This is a genomic window from Parabacteroides sp. AF21-43, assembly GCF_003635435.1.
Classification (GTDB): Bacteria; Bacteroidota; Bacteroidia; order Bacteroidales; family Tannerellaceae; genus Parabacteroides; species Parabacteroides distasonis.
In genome coordinates this window covers 120,422-137,186 of sequence record NZ_QTMG01000012.1, presented here as the reverse complement: position 1 = coordinate 137,186, position 16,765 = coordinate 120,422, and the positions used below count along the sequence as shown (strand labels likewise).

12 protein-coding genes and 1 tRNA gene are annotated in these 16,765 nt (G+C 42.1%); 7 read left to right on the top strand and 6 right to left on the bottom strand.

Features of this window, described 5'->3' with window-relative positions; translation table 11 throughout:
* Positions 1-18: 18 nt before the first annotated feature.
* Positions 19-1,248, bottom strand: a complete 1,230-nt coding sequence (locus DWX84_RS10730) for a site-specific integrase (protein ID WP_122246528.1) — start codon at positions 1,246-1,248, stop codon at positions 19-21.
* A gap of 115 nt (positions 1,249-1,363) precedes the next feature.
* On the opposite strand from DWX84_RS10730, the gene DWX84_RS10725 reads away from it, so the two are divergent.
* Entirely contained in the window at positions 1,364-1,708 is a 345-nt protein-coding gene (locus DWX84_RS10725) for a tyrosine-type recombinase/integrase (RefSeq protein ID WP_122377509.1), read from the top strand.
* 103 nt (positions 1,709-1,811) lie between these two features.
* Here DWX84_RS10725 and DWX84_RS10720 read toward each other — a convergent pair whose 3' ends face one another.
* Complete coding sequence (locus DWX84_RS10720) at positions 1,812-2,060, bottom strand: Rpn family recombination-promoting nuclease/putative transposase (protein WP_232282393.1); 249 nt, start codon at positions 2,058-2,060, stop codon at positions 1,812-1,814.
* Positions 2,061-2,316: 256 nt separating this feature from the next.
* Here DWX84_RS10720 and DWX84_RS10715 point away from each other — a divergent pair, with 256 nt between their 5' ends.
* A complete protein-coding gene (locus DWX84_RS10715) occupies positions 2,317-3,714 on the top strand; it encodes a fimbrial protein (RefSeq protein ID WP_229103520.1) in 1,398 nt (465 codons plus the stop codon).
* Between the two features lie 854 nt (positions 3,715-4,568).
* Here DWX84_RS10715 and DWX84_RS10710 read toward each other — a convergent pair.
* Positions 4,569-5,966 (bottom strand): fimbrial protein, encoded by a 1,398-nt coding sequence (locus tag DWX84_RS10710; protein WP_229103519.1) that lies wholly within the window; start codon positions 5,964-5,966, stop codon positions 4,569-4,571.
* A gap of 341 nt (positions 5,967-6,307) precedes the next feature.
* The gene (locus tag DWX84_RS10705; RefSeq protein ID WP_122297518.1) at positions 6,308-8,209 is read right to left on the bottom strand and encodes a response regulator; all 1,902 of its coding nucleotides are present in this window, start codon (positions 8,207-8,209) and stop codon (positions 6,308-6,310) included.
* Between the two features lie 564 nt (positions 8,210-8,773).
* Between DWX84_RS10705 and DWX84_RS10700 the strand changes: the two genes are divergently transcribed.
* The gene (locus DWX84_RS10700; RefSeq protein ID WP_005867545.1) at positions 8,774-9,706 is read left to right on the top strand and encodes a FimB/Mfa2 family fimbrial subunit; all 933 of its coding nucleotides are present in this window, start codon (positions 8,774-8,776) and stop codon (positions 9,704-9,706) included.
* A 701-nt stretch (positions 9,707-10,407) separates the two neighbouring features.
* On the opposite strand, the gene DWX84_RS10695 is transcribed toward DWX84_RS10700, so the two are convergent.
* Positions 10,408-10,481 (bottom strand) — tRNA-Met (locus DWX84_RS10695).
* A 204-nt stretch (positions 10,482-10,685) separates the two neighbouring features.
* Between DWX84_RS10695 and DWX84_RS10690 the strand changes: the two genes are divergently transcribed.
* From DWX84_RS10690 to DWX84_RS10675, 4 genes are all read left to right on the top strand, one after another.
* Complete coding sequence (locus DWX84_RS10690; RefSeq protein ID WP_005859472.1) at positions 10,686-11,069, top strand: START-like domain-containing protein; 384 nt, start codon at positions 10,686-10,688, stop codon at positions 11,067-11,069.
* A 102-nt stretch (positions 11,070-11,171) separates the two neighbouring features.
* On the top strand, positions 11,172-13,118 hold the full coding sequence (locus tag DWX84_RS10685) for an LptF/LptG family permease (protein WP_048927139.1): 1,947 nt from the start codon (positions 11,172-11,174) through the stop codon (positions 13,116-13,118).
* A gap of 2 nt (positions 13,119-13,120) precedes the next feature.
* Positions 13,121-14,338 (top strand): bifunctional 3,4-dihydroxy-2-butanone-4-phosphate synthase/GTP cyclohydrolase II, encoded by a 1,218-nt coding sequence (locus DWX84_RS10680; RefSeq protein ID WP_005859476.1) that lies wholly within the window; start codon positions 13,121-13,123, stop codon positions 14,336-14,338.
* Positions 14,339-14,419: 81 nt separating this feature from the next.
* A complete protein-coding gene (locus DWX84_RS10675) occupies positions 14,420-15,613 on the top strand; it encodes a pyridoxal phosphate-dependent aminotransferase (RefSeq protein WP_121960662.1) in 1,194 nt (397 codons plus the stop codon).
* A 155-nt stretch (positions 15,614-15,768) separates the two neighbouring features.
* Here the strand turns inward: DWX84_RS10675 and tsf are convergent, their stop codons facing one another.
* Positions 15,769-16,758: a translation elongation factor Ts gene (tsf, locus tag DWX84_RS10670; protein ID WP_005859480.1), complete on the bottom strand. Its 990-nt coding sequence runs from the start codon at positions 16,756-16,758 to the stop codon at positions 15,769-15,771.
* Positions 16,759-16,765: the final 7 nt, after the last annotated feature.

Below are 16,765 nucleotides of genomic sequence, written 5' to 3'. Positions count from 1 at the left end.
TAATGATATTTTTTAGGGTTAAAGAATGAGTTTCAAATCACGGGTTGCCTCGATGAACCTGTCCATGTCCTCGAACAGCCGCTTCGGGCTGACACGGGCGTAAATTTGTGTGGTCCGGACATTGCTATGTCCCAGCATTTTGCTGATGGTCTCGATCGGTACTCCCTCCTCGAGCGTGACCAGCGAGGCGAAAGAGTGCCTCCCCATGTGGTAGACAAGGTCCTGGCTGAGTCCCGCCATCAGACGCAGGGCTTTCATATTTCCTCTGAGGGTATGGTAGTCCTGTGGTGGGAAAAGAGTCTCGCGGGTATCGTCCCGGTATTTCTCAATCAGCGCGACGGCTTCCGGAAGCAGCTTGACACGTCCGAGGTAGTCGGTTTTCTTTCTACGGTACTTCAGCCAGAGGCTGCCCCCGTCGTCAGTGAAAAGGTTCTCCCGGGTGATGCTTACCGCATCCGCGTAGGCGGTGCCGGTGTAACAGGCGAAGAGGAAGAGGTCTTTGGTGATAATATGTGACCTGCGTTTTTCCGGTATCTCCAGATCACGCAGTTTCTCGAAATTCTCACGGCTCAATGCCCTCGGCGTACTTTCCTTCTGCTTGGGCAGCTTGAAGTGGCAGAAATGGTATTTCTCCGAGTGGCCCTCCTTGTAGGCGATGCGGCAGATCTTTTTCAGGATGGCCAGGTAGCCGCGAAGCGTGTCCACGGCATATCCCTTTTCCAGAAGGATGAAATCCTGGTAGTCGCGGATGAACTGCTCGTTGAGCTGCCCGAAGGCAAGGTCCGTAACCTTGAATTTCGCCTTGATGAATTCGGAAAGCGTGCGGTAGGTGAAGAGGTAGGTCGAGAGTGTGGTGGGCGCACGGTCCACACCAACACGGGCCTTCATTTCCCCGTTATGCCGGTCGAGAAGTTTGAGCAGGGTCATCTGCATGCCCGCATTGCCCTGGAACATGTCCCTGACCGCAGCGGCATCGAAATCCCTTTTTCTTTCCATGAGGGAATTGAAGGCCGAGTGTACGGCAAGCAGCAGTCTTTCTATTTTTTCATTGGTCTCCACCGCTTCCCGGCTCTTGCCGTTCAGCCGGCTCTCACGCGCGTTCCACAGCCCGGGGGTGCAGGAGAGCTTGCAGCTGAACTGCGCCATCGTGCGGTTGAGGGTGATCCGTCCCATGATCGGGGCCTTGCCGGTCTTGCCCGGCTCGCTCTTTTTCAGGTAGAGCAATACCTTGAATTTTTCCACTTTCATACGCTCTTTTTTAGGTTGTAAAAATACTCCTTTCAAAAGCGTTCTTTGGTATGCAAAACATTGATAAACAGTGAATAAAAATCCGTTCTGCCTCTACCGGTAAAAATCCGGTTACCTGCCGTTGTTTCCGAAACAGGCGGCTAACAGTCTGGTAACTGAAACGCTGCAATATTTTGTTTTATTTTGCAGGTCTGACTATCATGCAATTCTTGTAAAATGCTTAATTATAAACGATTTACGTTTAATTCGCACCATTCTGTTTTTTATTGCATTTCTAAATATTACTTACACCGCCCGCCATACTTTCGCCACTCTTTCACTAGCTCTTGGCATTGACTTGTATACGGTATGTAAATTACTAGGACACAAGAACATCATCTCCACACAAGTATATGCGAAAATCATCGATGCTAGTAAAAGACAGGCAATAGACCGGTTTAATGGGGTGTTAGACGCATGAGACGGATATTACTTCAGATTCGGATGGCACGGATCAAGAAAGATACTTCTCCCCAAGATCCGTGTCATCCGCTATAGTTTCAGTCCGCAACCGGCTTATCAGATCAGAGACTTTGTATTATTTCCAACGGAGTCTCGCACTCCTCATAACTCAAATCGAACCGCTCGAATGAAATATAGACCTGTTTGAGCTTGATCCGTCCAAAAGTCTCACCCGTAAGCTCGTTCGCTAGCACCACGTCCGTACGCCACAACGGAAACTCTGGCAAGCTGAAGTTCAACAGATAGATTCCATACACAGGAAGCAGCTCGTACTTCCAGTCACGACCTGTCTCGCCCTGACGGGAGATCATACGGCAAATCCATCGCCACTTGCTTATCTCCAAACACAGCCTTGAAGCCGCCATCCAACATGATGTTCACGTAATGTTCCATAGTTTTATGGTTTTTAGTTGATTAATAATTCACGTATAATCTTATAAAGGTAAAGACTCTTCTGTTGAAAAACAAGCTTATTCCGATAAATTCTCATCATGCCATCCGCTCCCATACATTATTATAATAATACTACTGAGTTGTTACTTACCTGCATATAACAAAAGCATAATTATGCTAAAAACAATCTCTTATAGCCATTCCCAAATAGAACTTAGAAATTTATTATTCGGAACAATGATCGCTTGCGCATTCGCGGCGTGTTCAAACGAGGATGATCCTATCGTAGGACCGGATCAACCGCAAACAGGGGAAAATAACGCAACACTGACTATTTCTGTGAAAAATGTGGCTAGAAGTTTGACTAAAGCTGCAGCGGAGGGGACACAGACTGAAAATGAAGCTAAAATTACAAACTTAACAGTTGCTCTTTATGATGCTGAAACTGGAGCGCTTGTCGCTTCAACCTCTGATATTGCCAATGAGGATGCTGCTGCGGATAATGATGAGGTTCAATTTGCCGGACTGACAGAAGGTGCGCAATTACGTGCTATCGCATTTGCTAATATGCCTGAAATCTCACTGGCTGGTACAACAATTGACAACTTTGTATCTCCTGTATATACGATGCCAGCTGCCGGATTCGCAGAAAACTATTTACCAATGAGTAGTGGTTTGTCTGATCCATTCACTTTACAAGCAGGTAAAAACTATTATGGATATACTAAAACAGTGGGAGAAGGTGAACATATTCTTGTAGCAGATCCCTTGTACTTGATAAGAAATGTAGCGCGCATTGATTTTACGGGACTTAGCTTAGACATGACTAGAGCTGCAAAAGATGTATACGTTGAAGGAATTGCGACGATTGTACCAGAATGTGTATTCATCATGCATGGGCGGACGAAGTCCAATGCAGCAGATATGGGTAATGGCAATAGCTGGTGGAATGTCGTTAGCAATACCGTATGGGGTAATGTGTCCACAACTTATGCTGCTAATGCTACAGATTATGCTTCAGGTTATAGAGGAGATTTCGTGAATGATGACGCTATGTTTACGAATATGAGAGGTTCTATTATTGAAGGATACAAGGCCAGTTTACCAGCCACCGCATTGGTACAGAATATCGCAACTGAAGATGGTGTGTCTGCGACTATCACAATCGCCCCTAAATTCTATGTGTTCGAAAATCCCCAAGTTAAGGCTGCTCGTGAAATGAATGGTGCTGAAAATTTCAAACCAGAGGATCTTGCAACTGAAATTGTAGTTAAAGGTACTTATAAGCTCGAAAATGCTAAAAAGAGCGGAAGTAATGCAGTATACAACTATGCGGAGAAAACAGCATATTGGCCTATTAAAATTGCTGCGACGAATGAAATGGCAGCAGCTACGGCTGAGTATTTAAAGGATGGAAAGATCCATCGTAATATAATTTACAGTATTGACGCGACTTTAGCTGGTAGAGGATATGATGATCCGACTGTTCCTCCAACAGACTTTGTTGAATTGTTTGTTAAGACAAAGGTTCTTGATTGGGGTAGCGCAAATCAATCTTCAGTTGTCGAATAATATCTATTCTCTGAATAACAACCAAAAGGCATTCCTTTTATCGGGAGTGCCTTTTTTGCATATATAATTCTGGTTATGAATTGATCCGGAGACTACAAAATTTACTATCCTTTCCTTATGATGGCGATCCCATATGTCTTGAACCTAAGAACCGGAATATTATTTCATGAGAACATCTACAATATCTACAATTCAACCTCATACTTATTGTAAATAAATATGTTATATAGTGGTTGCAGATGGAATAACATCTACAATTTTCATTCTGCATCTACCATGTTTTAATGGGAAACGCAAAAAAATCACTTCTCAAGCTTGCGGACTCGTATATTTAGTATTTGAAGATTTCATAAGAGACAGACAAAGGGATTAAAGCCAATAAGAGTTTCAATAGGTGAAGTTAGTGGTTTCATACTGAAGAAACTTTTATTTCATACTGAAGAAACAAAAGTTTCTCTATAGCAAAACTTTTGTTTTTCTATGCAAAAACTATTATTTATTGAAATACAGAATGTTATACATTATTTATCGTTAGTAGTAATTGTTCGTGCTAATCTTTCCGGTAACCTAATGATGGTAGATCGAAGTTTGTAGTGGTAGATGTTCACTATCTACCACCATAAGATAAATCATTTACAATCAAAAGATTACATAAATAATGGTAGATATGGTAGATGATTTGGATTATTTACCATAGAATGGCATCTGGGGCGTGTCCGGAGAGAACAACTTCTTAAACATAAATCTTTTAACTTTCTAACTTTGCCAACGGGCATTGACATATTATATTTATAACAAAAAAGGCATTCCCTGTTGATAGAGAATGCCTTTTGGTTATTATTAGAGAATTGATATTATTCGATAACAGGAGCTTGAGTGGCTGTACCCCAATTCATAACCATTGTCTTTACAAACAAGTCGGCTGTAGGATCATCCTTAGGGAGAGTCGGATCTGCATAACCATTACCTGCGATAGTAGCAGAAATCTGATAAACCACGTTTCTATGTACCTGACCATAATATGTGTCTTCACTATCTAATCCATCGATACCAATCTTTATCGGCCAATAGCGCAATACAGGAGTACTCTCTTCGCCGAATGTCCAAGATGTGTTATCGTTCATTATAGCTTTTATATAAACTTCACCACTGATTACCAATTCGGATGCCAAAGTTGTTTTATCCAAGACGAAAGCCGGGCCTTCTTCTTCCGGATCTTCTTGTTCTCTGGCCGCTTTTGTCTGATCATTAGGCAACACATAAAAATATAAAGAGTTAGCAAGAGTAATTGCTTTACTTCCGGTAATAGTAGTACCATTCCAACTCTGAGTATATGTTGTTTCTTCTGTGCTCAATGCCTTTATATAATTAGTCGCATCGACAGTTCCAGCAAAACGACCGAATGAGCTACTAGCGTTAGTTCCGGAATAATAATCATCTCTATTAGCAATTTCATAAGTAGCGGCAATATTACCCCAAACCCTATTTGGCAGATTGAACCACAGATCATTATTTATGCTTTGGTCTGCCACATTCGCTTTTTTACGACCATGTAATACAAAAACATCTTTAGGTACAAACTTAATTGTTCCTGATTTGTATTTTTGAATATTATTAACCTTGACTTGAGTCATATCCAAAGAAAGAGCACTCAATTCCGCACGAGCCACATTTCTAATTAATCCTAAAGGTTTTCCAGATTCAATACTGTTTCCTCCTGTAGCGTTTGAGTAACCATAATAATTTTCACCTTCAGCAAGAGTGAATACTGGACTAATTCCACTACTCATAGGCAATCCATTCGCTTCTGCTCCGGTTAAGACATAGTAAGCAGATGTCAAATCAAAAGAGTTAGCAGTTGCAGTAAGAGCCTCTTTGGGGACATTAGCGAAAGCCAACGCACGATAAGAAGCACCTGCCTTTAATCCCTTAAACTGAATCTCATTGTTTGAACTAGTTTGCTCTTCATCCTTATTAGCAGTAATATCACTAACTTGCAAGAATGTCCCATCCTCATTATAAAGTGCCACAAATAAATTGTGAATCGCAGTTTCGCCCTCTTTAGCATTAGAATCATCAGCAGCTTTTGTCTGTGTATTCTTTGCCAAATTCTTTACCACAATCGTAAGATCCGCAGTGCCTGTTTCTGGAGTAGGTGTCGGATCCACGTTAGGGATAGGATCATCCTCATTTGAACACGCCGCGAACGCGCAAGCGATCATTGTCCCGAATAATAAATTTCTAAGTTTCATATACATATAATTTTATGAGTTAATAAATCTTTTATATAAACCTTTCTTTCTCAATCACTTTTTACATTTTCAGTCACATAACAAGAACTCTTTGTTCAAATCTTCCCCATGACCAATCTGTTGTTCGTTGATGACATCGCAAAGGTATTTGGACTATAAAAAAAAGTAAATAGGTGTTACTTTCATAAATAAGAGGTAAAACTATAAATTTTCATTCGGGATATTTCCGGGCTGATTAGCACCGTTGTAAGGCTATCAAAAAGAGGTTGAAAAATATCGTATCAAAAAACAACTAAAAAATTTTGCCATTCCCCGGCGATTTTCGGGAAATGGCAAAACGATTAATTCTTACCCGGCAGATACTGTGAAGGAGTGACGCCGTATTGTTCCGTAAAACGCTTACGGAAAGTGGCGGTATCGTTGAAGCCGACCATTTCCGAAACCTCTTGGATAGAGTATCGCTGCATACTGATCAGTTCGGCGGCTTTCTTCAAACGTACCATACGGGTAAGCTCCAATATACTACTATCCGAGTAGAGTTTTATCTTTCTATATAATGTAGGGAGACTCATGTTTAAAGAATCCGCCAAAATCTTCGCCTCAAAACTAGGGTCATCCAAATGTTTCTCGATCGTCGAGATAACCGCATCCATAAAAAGATTGGAAGGGGAATCATCTTTCTTTACCGTTTTCTCTACCTCGGGATGCGCACCTACAGGACTCGACGTATAGAAACGTCTCATCTCATCCCTACGTTTCAACAAACTGTTTACCTTACTTCGTAGCACCTCTACATCGAATGGCTTGGTTATATAATCATCGGCGCCACATTCAATGCCAGCTATAACATCCTCACTCTCTACCTTTGCGGTTAGCAAGACAACTGGCACTTGCGCTAATTCTGGGATGCCTTTGATTTCACGACAGGTAGCAAGCCCATCTTTAACGGGCATCATCACGTCACATAAAATAAGATCCGGCCGTTCAGCTCGTGCGATCTCTACACCCTCCTGGCCATTATGAGCTTCCGAAACATGATACTCACTGGCAAAAACATGACGCAGGAACCAACGAATCTGATCACTGTCATCAATCACCAGCATTTTCTTCCCGGTCTCTTTCTTTTTCGGAACAACTTGGATCAACTCGGCGATCTCCTCCTTCTGCATCTCATTCAGCTTTACCAGATCACCATCCGGCTCGATGAATTCCACGGCACGTTCCATATAATGGCTTCTCCCCAAAGGAATCAATATCGTATATTGGGTTCCCGTCTCGTCCTCCGATGAAATTCCTTCGAAAATAGCGCCGGAGGATTCTGTCATATCCACGATCTGTTTCAAACCCAAACGGGTACTTTCGCTTTCTCCTAACCCATCATCTTGGATAGAGAAAGAACAATAAGCCTTGCCATTCGAGCGCACCACGGAAATATTGATCGAGATCTTTCCAAAGCGGTAGGTATTTTTTAACGCATTAGATAAAAGTACACGCAAGGCAAACTCCATCTTCCGACGATCTATCCAGACCCAAAGAACAGAGGTTTGGGTATTAATATGAAATTCCACATTATTCATGGCTATCCAGTCCACGAATAAATCACAAATCTGCTTTGTTATACTGATCATGTCATAACGAGCTATCCGAAGATGGTTTGCCACGTCATCTCCATGACGGGTATTTCGCAATTGCTCGATAAGGTCTTGAAGAGCCAAGGTATTACGGTAAGCAGACAATAATTGAGTCGCTTCACTAGAGTCAATATCATTTTTACGTTGCAACAACTCACTCAACGAACCAAGCACAAGCGATAGTGGAGTACGCATTTCATGAATCGTTTCAACAAAAAACGAATTATGGAGCTTTTCCATTTCCTCAAGGCGCTTTTTCAAATCCTCCCGTTCTACCTCATTATCCCTATTCCAATTATCAGTCTCACGGATTTTATTGACCAACATTTGTTGGATCTCCCGATTTTTTACGCTTAACGCATCGACAGACCGAAGAAGCTCATCGTTTCTCGCCATAAGCTCACCATCTTTGGCAATATACTCTTTCTTCAACCTATACATATAATAACTCAAAAAAGCTATTACACATATGGACACTATCAGTAAAATGATAAAAGGTAGAATTCCTTGAGAGCCCTCCATTGTATCATTGGCCGCAGCAATATAATGAGCTTCAACGAACAAGCCCCAAAATGCCATCATAAATTTCGCTTTAAAACCTTTTGATCTCATATCATTGATTATTAAGATGTTATTTATATAAAACGCCAGTAAAAAACGTTCGTTTAAATCTTGCGTTTTTATCTTCAACTTTTTTGCAGCCTTACAAAGGTCAAAAATTTTATTTAAATTTCAGTTATTCAGTTGGATAAAAATAATAAAAAAAATAACATGATTATCAATGAGACTTCATAATTTATACACATAAAAACGCAAGATTTAAACGAACGTTTTTTACTGGCGTTTTAATAGACGTTAACAACAACTGCATTCCTATCACACAACAGAGGCAAGGCTATCAGTAAGGACCAGCGATGATATATTTACCACTCAAATTGATAGGAACAAACTAATTAACATTATTTAAGCATCATCCAAAACATGCATCAATAAAGGGACATAGAGGTATAATGATAGTTTTACCTACTTTTTTGATAAAAATACCCATCATAAAAGATACAACCTATGATTTTTATACATACATTCGCGATGTAGTGATAAGGAAAGACCGTTGAGGGGCGGTCAAAAAAAACCAAGTCACTTAGATTAAGGGTAAAGCATATAAAAAGTAGGGTCATGAAAAAGGGTAATTTTTTCGCAAATTGCGTATTTGCGGTTTCTGTTATTTTCACAGTTTTGTCATTCTCCGCTTGCACGGATGATTCAAATGACGTAGTAGCAACAACGAGTGAGGTTATTGAACAAGCCGAAGTGCCATTCTCCGTGGTATTAAAAGCAATGAATTCAGATGGTAACGACATTACGACCAAGGGAGAGGTGAATGGAGCTACATTATTTGTCTTCGATCAAAACAACGATTTCTTCGAGCAGATTAATGTAAACAAATCTACAATTTTATCTCGCCGGGCTATAGACATTAACTGCCCGAACAGTAATGACATAACCGTGATCGCATGGAGTGGAATCAATTCTGGAAACGAAGAGATTTCAAACATGAGCAAAGCCAATATTATATCCGATTTGCAAGTCAGTCTAAAAGAGAATAACGGCATAGCTAATATTCCGAGCGATTTGTTCTATGGACAAGTTACGCTTCATAAGAACTCTTCAACAAAATCCACCGTATCAAACGAATTACAAATCATTCGCAAAACTTCAATTTTCCAGCTTTCAACGAAAGGACTGATCAAGTATCTAGGGAGTAATGCCGGAAATTTTGAATATCGAATTAAAAATACAAAAAGCTCATTGGACTACAATGGCAACCCAACAGGAGAAGAGGTTGAATTCGCTTTCCCCGCTTCTTTTGACGAAAAAGGTAATTTGACAACAGAAGCCCAAGCCATTTTTCCGGCTCAAAATATAACGATAGAGCTTTACAAGGACGGTGATCTTATTTTTTCTAGCGAAAAAGACAAAAACGGAGAATTATTCGCTGCAAACCCCGGAAAACGCACCGAGATCACTTTCAAGTACTCTGGAGAAGTTTCGGCTAATATTGTAATTGCCGACTGGGCAACCGTTATCCAACATATAACACTGAATTAAGATACCCTCAATTTTTATATGCTTTGGCGCACGTCACGAGATTAGAGAATTTCGGGCGTGCGCTGTTTTTCTCTCAAAAACCGCATTCTCCGTGATAGGAATACCCATGATATTGACACGAACACCGTCTTAACTTTATTTAAATATTAACGGAAACCCGCTTCATCACAAGGCCCACTCCACCTGTTGATAGTTTTACACACTAAACTGATACAAATACCGATCAAATAAAGATACAACCTATGAATATTATGAATATATTCGCAACAGACATTAGGGTAAGCATATAAAAATCACAGCAGGGTCACTACATAAACAAGGGTAACTAGATTTAAATTTTATATGCTAAACGCACGCTTCAGATGATTTCCGAGGCGTGCGTTATTTATATGATAGAAATACATTCTCCTATTGAGACAAATACCATCACTCAAAACATTTAGACATACATATCTTTGTATTTATAAATCAAGCAAAGCAATTTGCGAAATTTTACCCTATGACCCTGCTTACATATATAATTACCCTTAAATTATGATGTAGGCAAACCTAATTAACATAACCGCGAGGTTACATAATTATTTTGCCTGAACAATCAAGATCGTTTACGAGAAAGATTGTTCAGGTTTTTTTATCCTCCCAAAAGACCATCTGATAGCAAAAGAAAAAAGGAGATCGAAAAATCGACCTCCTTTTCTAGGTAGCGAGACCCGGGATTGAACCGGGGACCTCATGATTATGAATCATGCGCTCTAACCAGCTGAGCTATCTCGCCATCATTTCATTGTCACTATTTCTCTTATTGACGGTGCAAAAGTAGGGGTTATTTTTGAATTACACAACATTTTCAATAAAAAAAATTCGCTTAATTTTTAAGACCTCCACCTAATCAGTTAGTTATTAGTTACTTTTTTCATCATTAAAATTAGTCGTTTTCAAATCTTTTATGTATCTTGCGGCAAATATAAGGATAAGAACAATGAAGAAAGAGAAGTTTCATATCGAATACATTTTCGATAAAGTTTCACGACGAAGCTTGTGGAATCACCTAACCACCGCTTTGGGACTTTCCGCTTGGTTCGCCGACGAGGTCATTATAAATGATAATCTCTACACCTTTAAATGGAGTAAAGAGGCCCAAGAGGCAACAGTGATCGACTCCAAGCCGGAGAACTTTATCCGTTACCGCTGGGTGGACGAGGAAGATGAGAACGCTTATTTCGAATTTATAATCCATACAATCGAATTAACAGGTTCTACGGCACTTGAGATTACGGATTTCTCCGAACCCGGGGAGAAAAAAGATTCCATTAATTTATGGGACTCGCAAGTGGAAGATTTGAAGCGAACGCTTGGTATTTAGAGTAGTTTTACAGAAATCTGTGGGGTGTTATCGTTTTTTACACTACTTTTGCCACTTCAACCAGATTAGGCAATGTTGAGAATAAAACGATTATATACATTTATGCTGCAGACATTCCTGCCGTTGTTTCTTATGACATTCGGTATTTGTCTGTTTATTGTGTTGATGCAATTTCTTTGGCGATACATCGACGATATGGTGGGAAAAGGCCTTGGTATCCCTGTATTAGCGGAGATGTTTATGTATGCGGCCTTGTTTCTTGTCCCGATGGCACTTCCCTTGGCTATTCTATTAGCCTCATTAATGACTTTTGGAAATTTAGGGGAACGTCTGGAATTACTGGCCATGAAGTCTGCCGGGGTATCATTGATACATATCATGCGTCCTTTGATCGTAACGCTACTATTTGTGAGCGTGGGAGCCTTTTTCTTCCAAAACAACGTAATGCCCGTTGTCCAAGTCAAGCTATATACATTATTATATTCCATGCGCCAGAAATCACCGGAATTGGATATTCCGGAAGGTTCATTCTACAAAGATATTCCCGGATTCAATGTATATGTGAAGAAAAAGGACCCGAAGGACGGTTTATTAAAAGACGTGATGATCTATGATTATTCGGAAGGATTCAATAACGCCCGTGTAATCGTAGCGGACTCCGGACGGCTAAAGACATCCGCCGATAAATTATTCCTTGTCCTATCTTTATTTAACGGAGAATCTTTCGAGAACGTAGGTAAAAGCCAAGCCAACACGACGCAAGCGAGAACCGCCGTCCCCTATCGACGGGAATCATTCAGCAGCAAGGATATCTTGATTGAATTCGACGCGAATTTCAACCGTACCGACGAATCTTTCATGCAGAACCAATATATGGGAAAAAACTTGAAGGATTTACAAACCTCTATCGATTCGATGGGCGTACGCTTGGATAGCATCAAGGACGTGAACGCAAAAAGCATTTACGATGCCTCATACGTAAAAACACTAAAGTCCTTACGAGCTAAAAAAGAGAGTGAAGCCGAGGGGCAACCAGACGAGCAGCAGGAAAAATTGCCGGTAATCACTCCTACCATCCAGTTGGATTTCGACAGTCTTTACCAAGCGCAGGCACCGAGTAGTAAAGCGGCTTTATTAGGCCGGGCCAAATCCTCGATCGAGAATATCAAGACCGACTATTATTTCCGTGCGGCCACGGTTGGCGACGAGGCCTATAAGGTACGCCGCCACTTGACGGAATGGCATAAGAAATTCACGGTATCGTTCGCTTGCATCATGTTCTTCTTTATCGGAGCGCCCTTAGGAGCCATCATCCGTAAAGGTGGGTTGGGCGTACCGGTCGTTATCTCGGTAATCTTGTTTATCTTCTATTATATTATAGATAATATGGGCTTCAAGATGGCACGCGACGGCGTTTGGGACGCATGGGAAGGTATGTGGCTTAGCTCCGTGGTCTTAACACCTATGGGTATATTCCTAACCTATAAAGCGGTAAAAGATTCTGTTATCTTGAATGCCGACACTTACGTGAATGCCTTGAAGAACTTAATAGGTAAGCGTGAAGGGAGAAAAGTGGAGCGGAAAGAGGTTATCATATACACCCCCGATTATGAGGCAACCCTTCCTCAACTGGAGAAATTAGTGGAAGAAAGCACGACTTATCTGGCAAACCATAAACGTTGGATCAATTATCTGACATTTTGGAAACAAGGCGGAAAAGATAACACAGCGGAACTGTTAGCTCAGGACACGGAAAATATCGTGGAGGAATTAAGTAATTCCGACCAGAATTTACTCCTGAATAAATTGATGGACTACCCGGTCATCGGAGGTTACAATAATAAGCTAAGCAAGCATATAAACGGGAAACTTGCCTTGGCTATCGGTATTTTCTTCCCACTGGGATTGCCGATCTACCTATTGGCTACGTACCAACGTAAATTGCTACGGCATGATATCGTCATGGTACAAAAGACCAGTAAGGAGCTGATCAATATGATATATTCATTACATTTGCTAAAAAATAACTCGGATATAAATAATCAATAAATATGAGCGAGATTCAATTAAACACCATCGAAGAAGCTATCGAGGATTTCCGTGAAGGAAAGTTCTTAATCGTTGTAGACGACGAGGACCGGGAGAATGAAGGAGACTTTATCATCGCGGCCGAGAAAGTAACCCCGGAAAAAATCAACTTCATGTTGAAAAACGGACGAGGTGTATTATGCGCCCCGATCACGGAAGAACGTTGCCAAGAGTTGGAGCTGGATATGCAAGTTGCCAATAACACCTCTTTATTAGGTACTCCTTTCACGATAACAGTAGATAAATTAGGAGGGAAATGTACGACCGGCGTTTCCATGTACGACCGTGCGGAAACGATCTTGGCGCTGGCAGATCCAAAGACCAAGCCATCCGATCTGGGACGTCCCGGACATATCAATCCGCTCCGTGCCCGCTCTCGTGGCGTACTTCGCCGTGCGGGTCATACAGAGGCTGCCGTGGATTTGGCCCGGTTAGCCGGTTTATATCCCGCCGGAGCCTTGATCGAGATCATCAACGAGGATGGAACCATGGCACGTCTGCCGCAATTAATTGAGGTAGCCAAGAAATTCGATATCAAGATTATTTGCATCAAGGACCTGATCGCTTATCGCCTCCGGACCGAATCGATCGTAGAGAACGGCGTAGAGGTAGATCTCCCTACCGAGTACGGACATTTCCGTCTCATTCCTTTCCGCCAGAAAAGCAATGGATTAGAGCATATAGCTTTGATAAAGGGTAAATTCGAGAAAGACGAGCCTATCTTAGTACGCGTGCACTCATCTTGCGCTACAGGTGATATCTTCGGTTCCATGCGTTGCGAGTGCGGAGAGCAACTGCACGAGGCTATGCGCCGCATCGACCAAGAAGGCAAAGGCGTTATCGTTTACCTGAACCAAGAAGGACGAGGCATCGGATTGATGGAGAAGATGAAAGCATACAAGCTCCAAGAGGATGGTTTGGATACGGTGGACGCGAACTTGCATTTAGGCCATCAAGCGGATGAGCGAGATTATGGTGTCGGAGCACAGATCTTACGTCATATCGGCGTAACGAAAATGCGCCTGATGAGCAATAATCCGGTAAAACGCGTAGGTCTGGAAGCTTACGGACTTGAGGTAGTAGAGAACGTTCCTATCGAGGTGAAACCAAATCCATACAACGAATTCTACATGAAAACGAAGAAAGAACGTATGGGGCATGTGCTGCATAACATTAAATAGTTATCAGAACGTTGCAAGAATTCCGATTATTGATTACTTTTGTCGCATAATAATAAAACAACCTATACAAAAAGCAATGTCATGACACAAGTCTCAGATCGTTTAGCGAGTTTATCGCCTTCAGCAACATTGGCGATGTCACAAAAGAGCGGTGAGTTGAAAGCTCAAGGTATCGATGTTATCAACTTAAGTGTGGGAGAACCCGATTTCAATACTCCCGACTTCATTAAAGAAGCCGCGAAGAAGGCGATTGACGATAATTTCTCACGTTATTCTCCCGTAGCGGGTTATCCGGCATTACGTAATGCTATCGTTGCCAAATTGAAGAACGAGAATGGACTGGAATATACAGCAGGCCAGATCTCTTGCGCAAACGGTGCCAAACAATCCGTTTGTAACACGGTCATGGTATTGGTAAATCCGGGGGACGAGGTTATCATCCCTGCCCCTTTCTGGGTAAGCTATCCGGAGATGGTGAAGTTAGCGGAAGGAACTCCCGTTATCGTTCCGGCTGGTATCGAGCAAGATTTCAAGATCACTCCAGCTCAGCTGGAAGCCGCTATTACACCTAAGACAAAAGCGTTAATCCTTTGCTCTCCCTCCAACCCGACGGGTTCTGTTTACAGCGCCGAGGAATTGGCAGGTTTAGCGGAAGTATTGAAAAAGCATCCGGATATCATCGTTATAGCGGATGAGATCTACGAACATATTAACTATATTGGTAAACACAACAGCATCGCTTCTATCAAAGGAATGAAAGACCGTACGGTTATCGTAAACGGCGTTTCCAAAGCGTATGCGATGACTGGCTGGCGTATCGGTTTCATCGCCGGACCGGAATGGATCGTGAAAGCGGTTAATAAATTACAAGGACAATATACCTCTGGCCCTTGCTCCGTATCTCAAAAAGCGGCGGAAGCGGCTTATACAGGCTCACAAGAACCCGTTGAGGAAATGCGCAAGGCCTTCGAACGTCGTCGTGACTTAATCGTTAATTTAGCGAAAGAAGTTCCGGGCTTCGAGGTGAATAAGCCGGAAGGCGCCTTCTACTTATTCCCCAAATGTAGTTATTATTACGGCAAGACAGATGGAACCCGTGTAATCAACAACGCTGATGACTTAGCTATGTATCTCTTAGAAGTAGCGCACGTAGCTTGCGTAGGTGGTACCTCTTTCGGGGCACCTGAGTGTATCCGCATGAGTTACGCTACCAGCGATGAGAATATCGTGGAGGCGATCAAACGTATTAAGGATGCGTTGGCCGCATTGAAATAAGAAAAAATTAAACAGATATACTTACTTGGCAAAGTAAGATATACTGCATTGGACAAGTAAGTATATCTTCTATGGGCAAGTAAGCTATACTTCATAAAAAAGGCGATACATTGGGTTGTACCGCCTTTTTCTTTATATCAAATACGTTACCGCAATTATTCAGCACGCAAAGTGAAACGTTTGAACGCCAAGATTTGTAACTCAGGATCGATCTCCTTCATTGTCTCTCTTACAGTCTTCTTGCCATCCATAATGTCTTCTTGGTTCAACAAGCAAACCTCTTTCAAGAACTTGCCCAGACGACCCTTAGCGATATTCTCGATCATCTGTTGAGGTAAGTTAGCCGCCTTCTCAGCGGAAACAGTAGCAATGATTTCTTTAGCCTTAGCTACATCCTCTGCCGTGATCCAACCCTTATCCATGTTACTTTCCATGTGAGCCTCGCTATCTACATGCGAAGGATTAATACCAGCCTTCTTCAATGCAGCCTCTACAGCCTTCTGTACCTGCTCAGCCTTCGTCTTCTCGATAGCAACCTGGATCTCTTTCTCTTTTACAGACTCAGGAACACCAGCCTCATCAATAGCAATCGGATTCATAGCGGCGATCTGCATAACAATATTGTGAGCGGCTTCCTCAGACTCCTTGTTGAAAGCGGCGATCGTACAAAGTTGGTTCTTGCCCATATGGTTGTATACAGTAGTGTAAGCACCTTCAACTACGCAGTAGCCATCCAACTCCATTTTCTCGCCAGTGATACCGCTACGATCCGTAACAGCTTCTTGGATAGTACCCTTGCCCATAGGCAAAGCTTTCACCTCGTCCAAAGTACGGCATTTGTTAGCCACGGCAGCGTCCAAGATAGCTTGAGTCAAAGCTACGAAGTCCTCATTCTTAGCCACGAAGTCCGTTTCGCACTTCAAAGCGATGATAGCGGCGAACTCGCCATCCTTCTTAGCCAACACACAACCCTCGGCAGCCTCACGATCAGAACGTTTAGCGGCGATAGCCTGTCCTTTTTTACGGATAATTTCCATTGCTTTCTCGATGTCACCGTCAGACTCTGTCAAAGCCTTCTTACAGTCCATCATACCAGCTCCACTCATTTTGCGCAGCTTGGTAATATCAGCCATTGTTACAGCCATAATCTTA

Excerpts from the sequence above, each read along its gene's own strand:
- DWX84_RS10730 (WP_122246528.1), bottom strand. The coding sequence starts at position 1,248 with ATGAAAGTGGAAAAATTCAAGGTATTGCTCTACCTGAAAAAGAGCGAG.
- DWX84_RS10720 (WP_232282393.1), bottom strand. The coding sequence starts at position 2,060 with ATGATCTCCCGTCAGGGCGAGACAGGTCGTGACTGGAAGTACGAGCTG.
- DWX84_RS10715 (WP_229103520.1), top strand. The coding sequence starts at position 2,317 with ATGCTAAAAACAATCTCTTATAGCCATTCCCAAATAGAACTTAGAAAT.
- DWX84_RS10710 (WP_229103519.1), bottom strand. The coding sequence starts at position 5,966 with ATGAAACTTAGAAATTTATTATTCGGGACAATGATCGCTTGCGCGTTC.
- DWX84_RS10705 (WP_122297518.1), bottom strand. The coding sequence starts at position 8,209 with ATGAGATCAAAAGGTTTTAAAGCGAAATTTATGATGGCATTTTGGGGC.
- DWX84_RS10700 (WP_005867545.1), top strand. The coding sequence starts at position 8,774 with ATGAAAAAGGGTAATTTTTTCGCAAATTGCGTATTTGCGGTTTCTGTT.
- DWX84_RS10690 (WP_005859472.1), top strand. The coding sequence starts at position 10,686 with ATGAAGAAAGAGAAGTTTCATATCGAATACATTTTCGATAAAGTTTCA.
- DWX84_RS10685 (WP_048927139.1), top strand. The coding sequence starts at position 11,172 with ATGCTGCAGACATTCCTGCCGTTGTTTCTTATGACATTCGGTATTTGT.
- DWX84_RS10680 (WP_005859476.1), top strand. The coding sequence starts at position 13,121 with ATGAGCGAGATTCAATTAAACACCATCGAAGAAGCTATCGAGGATTTC.
- DWX84_RS10675 (WP_121960662.1), top strand. The coding sequence starts at position 14,420 with ATGACACAAGTCTCAGATCGTTTAGCGAGTTTATCGCCTTCAGCAACA.
- tsf (WP_005859480.1), bottom strand. The coding sequence starts at position 16,758 with ATGGCTGTAACAATGGCTGATATTACCAAGCTGCGCAAAATGAGTGGA.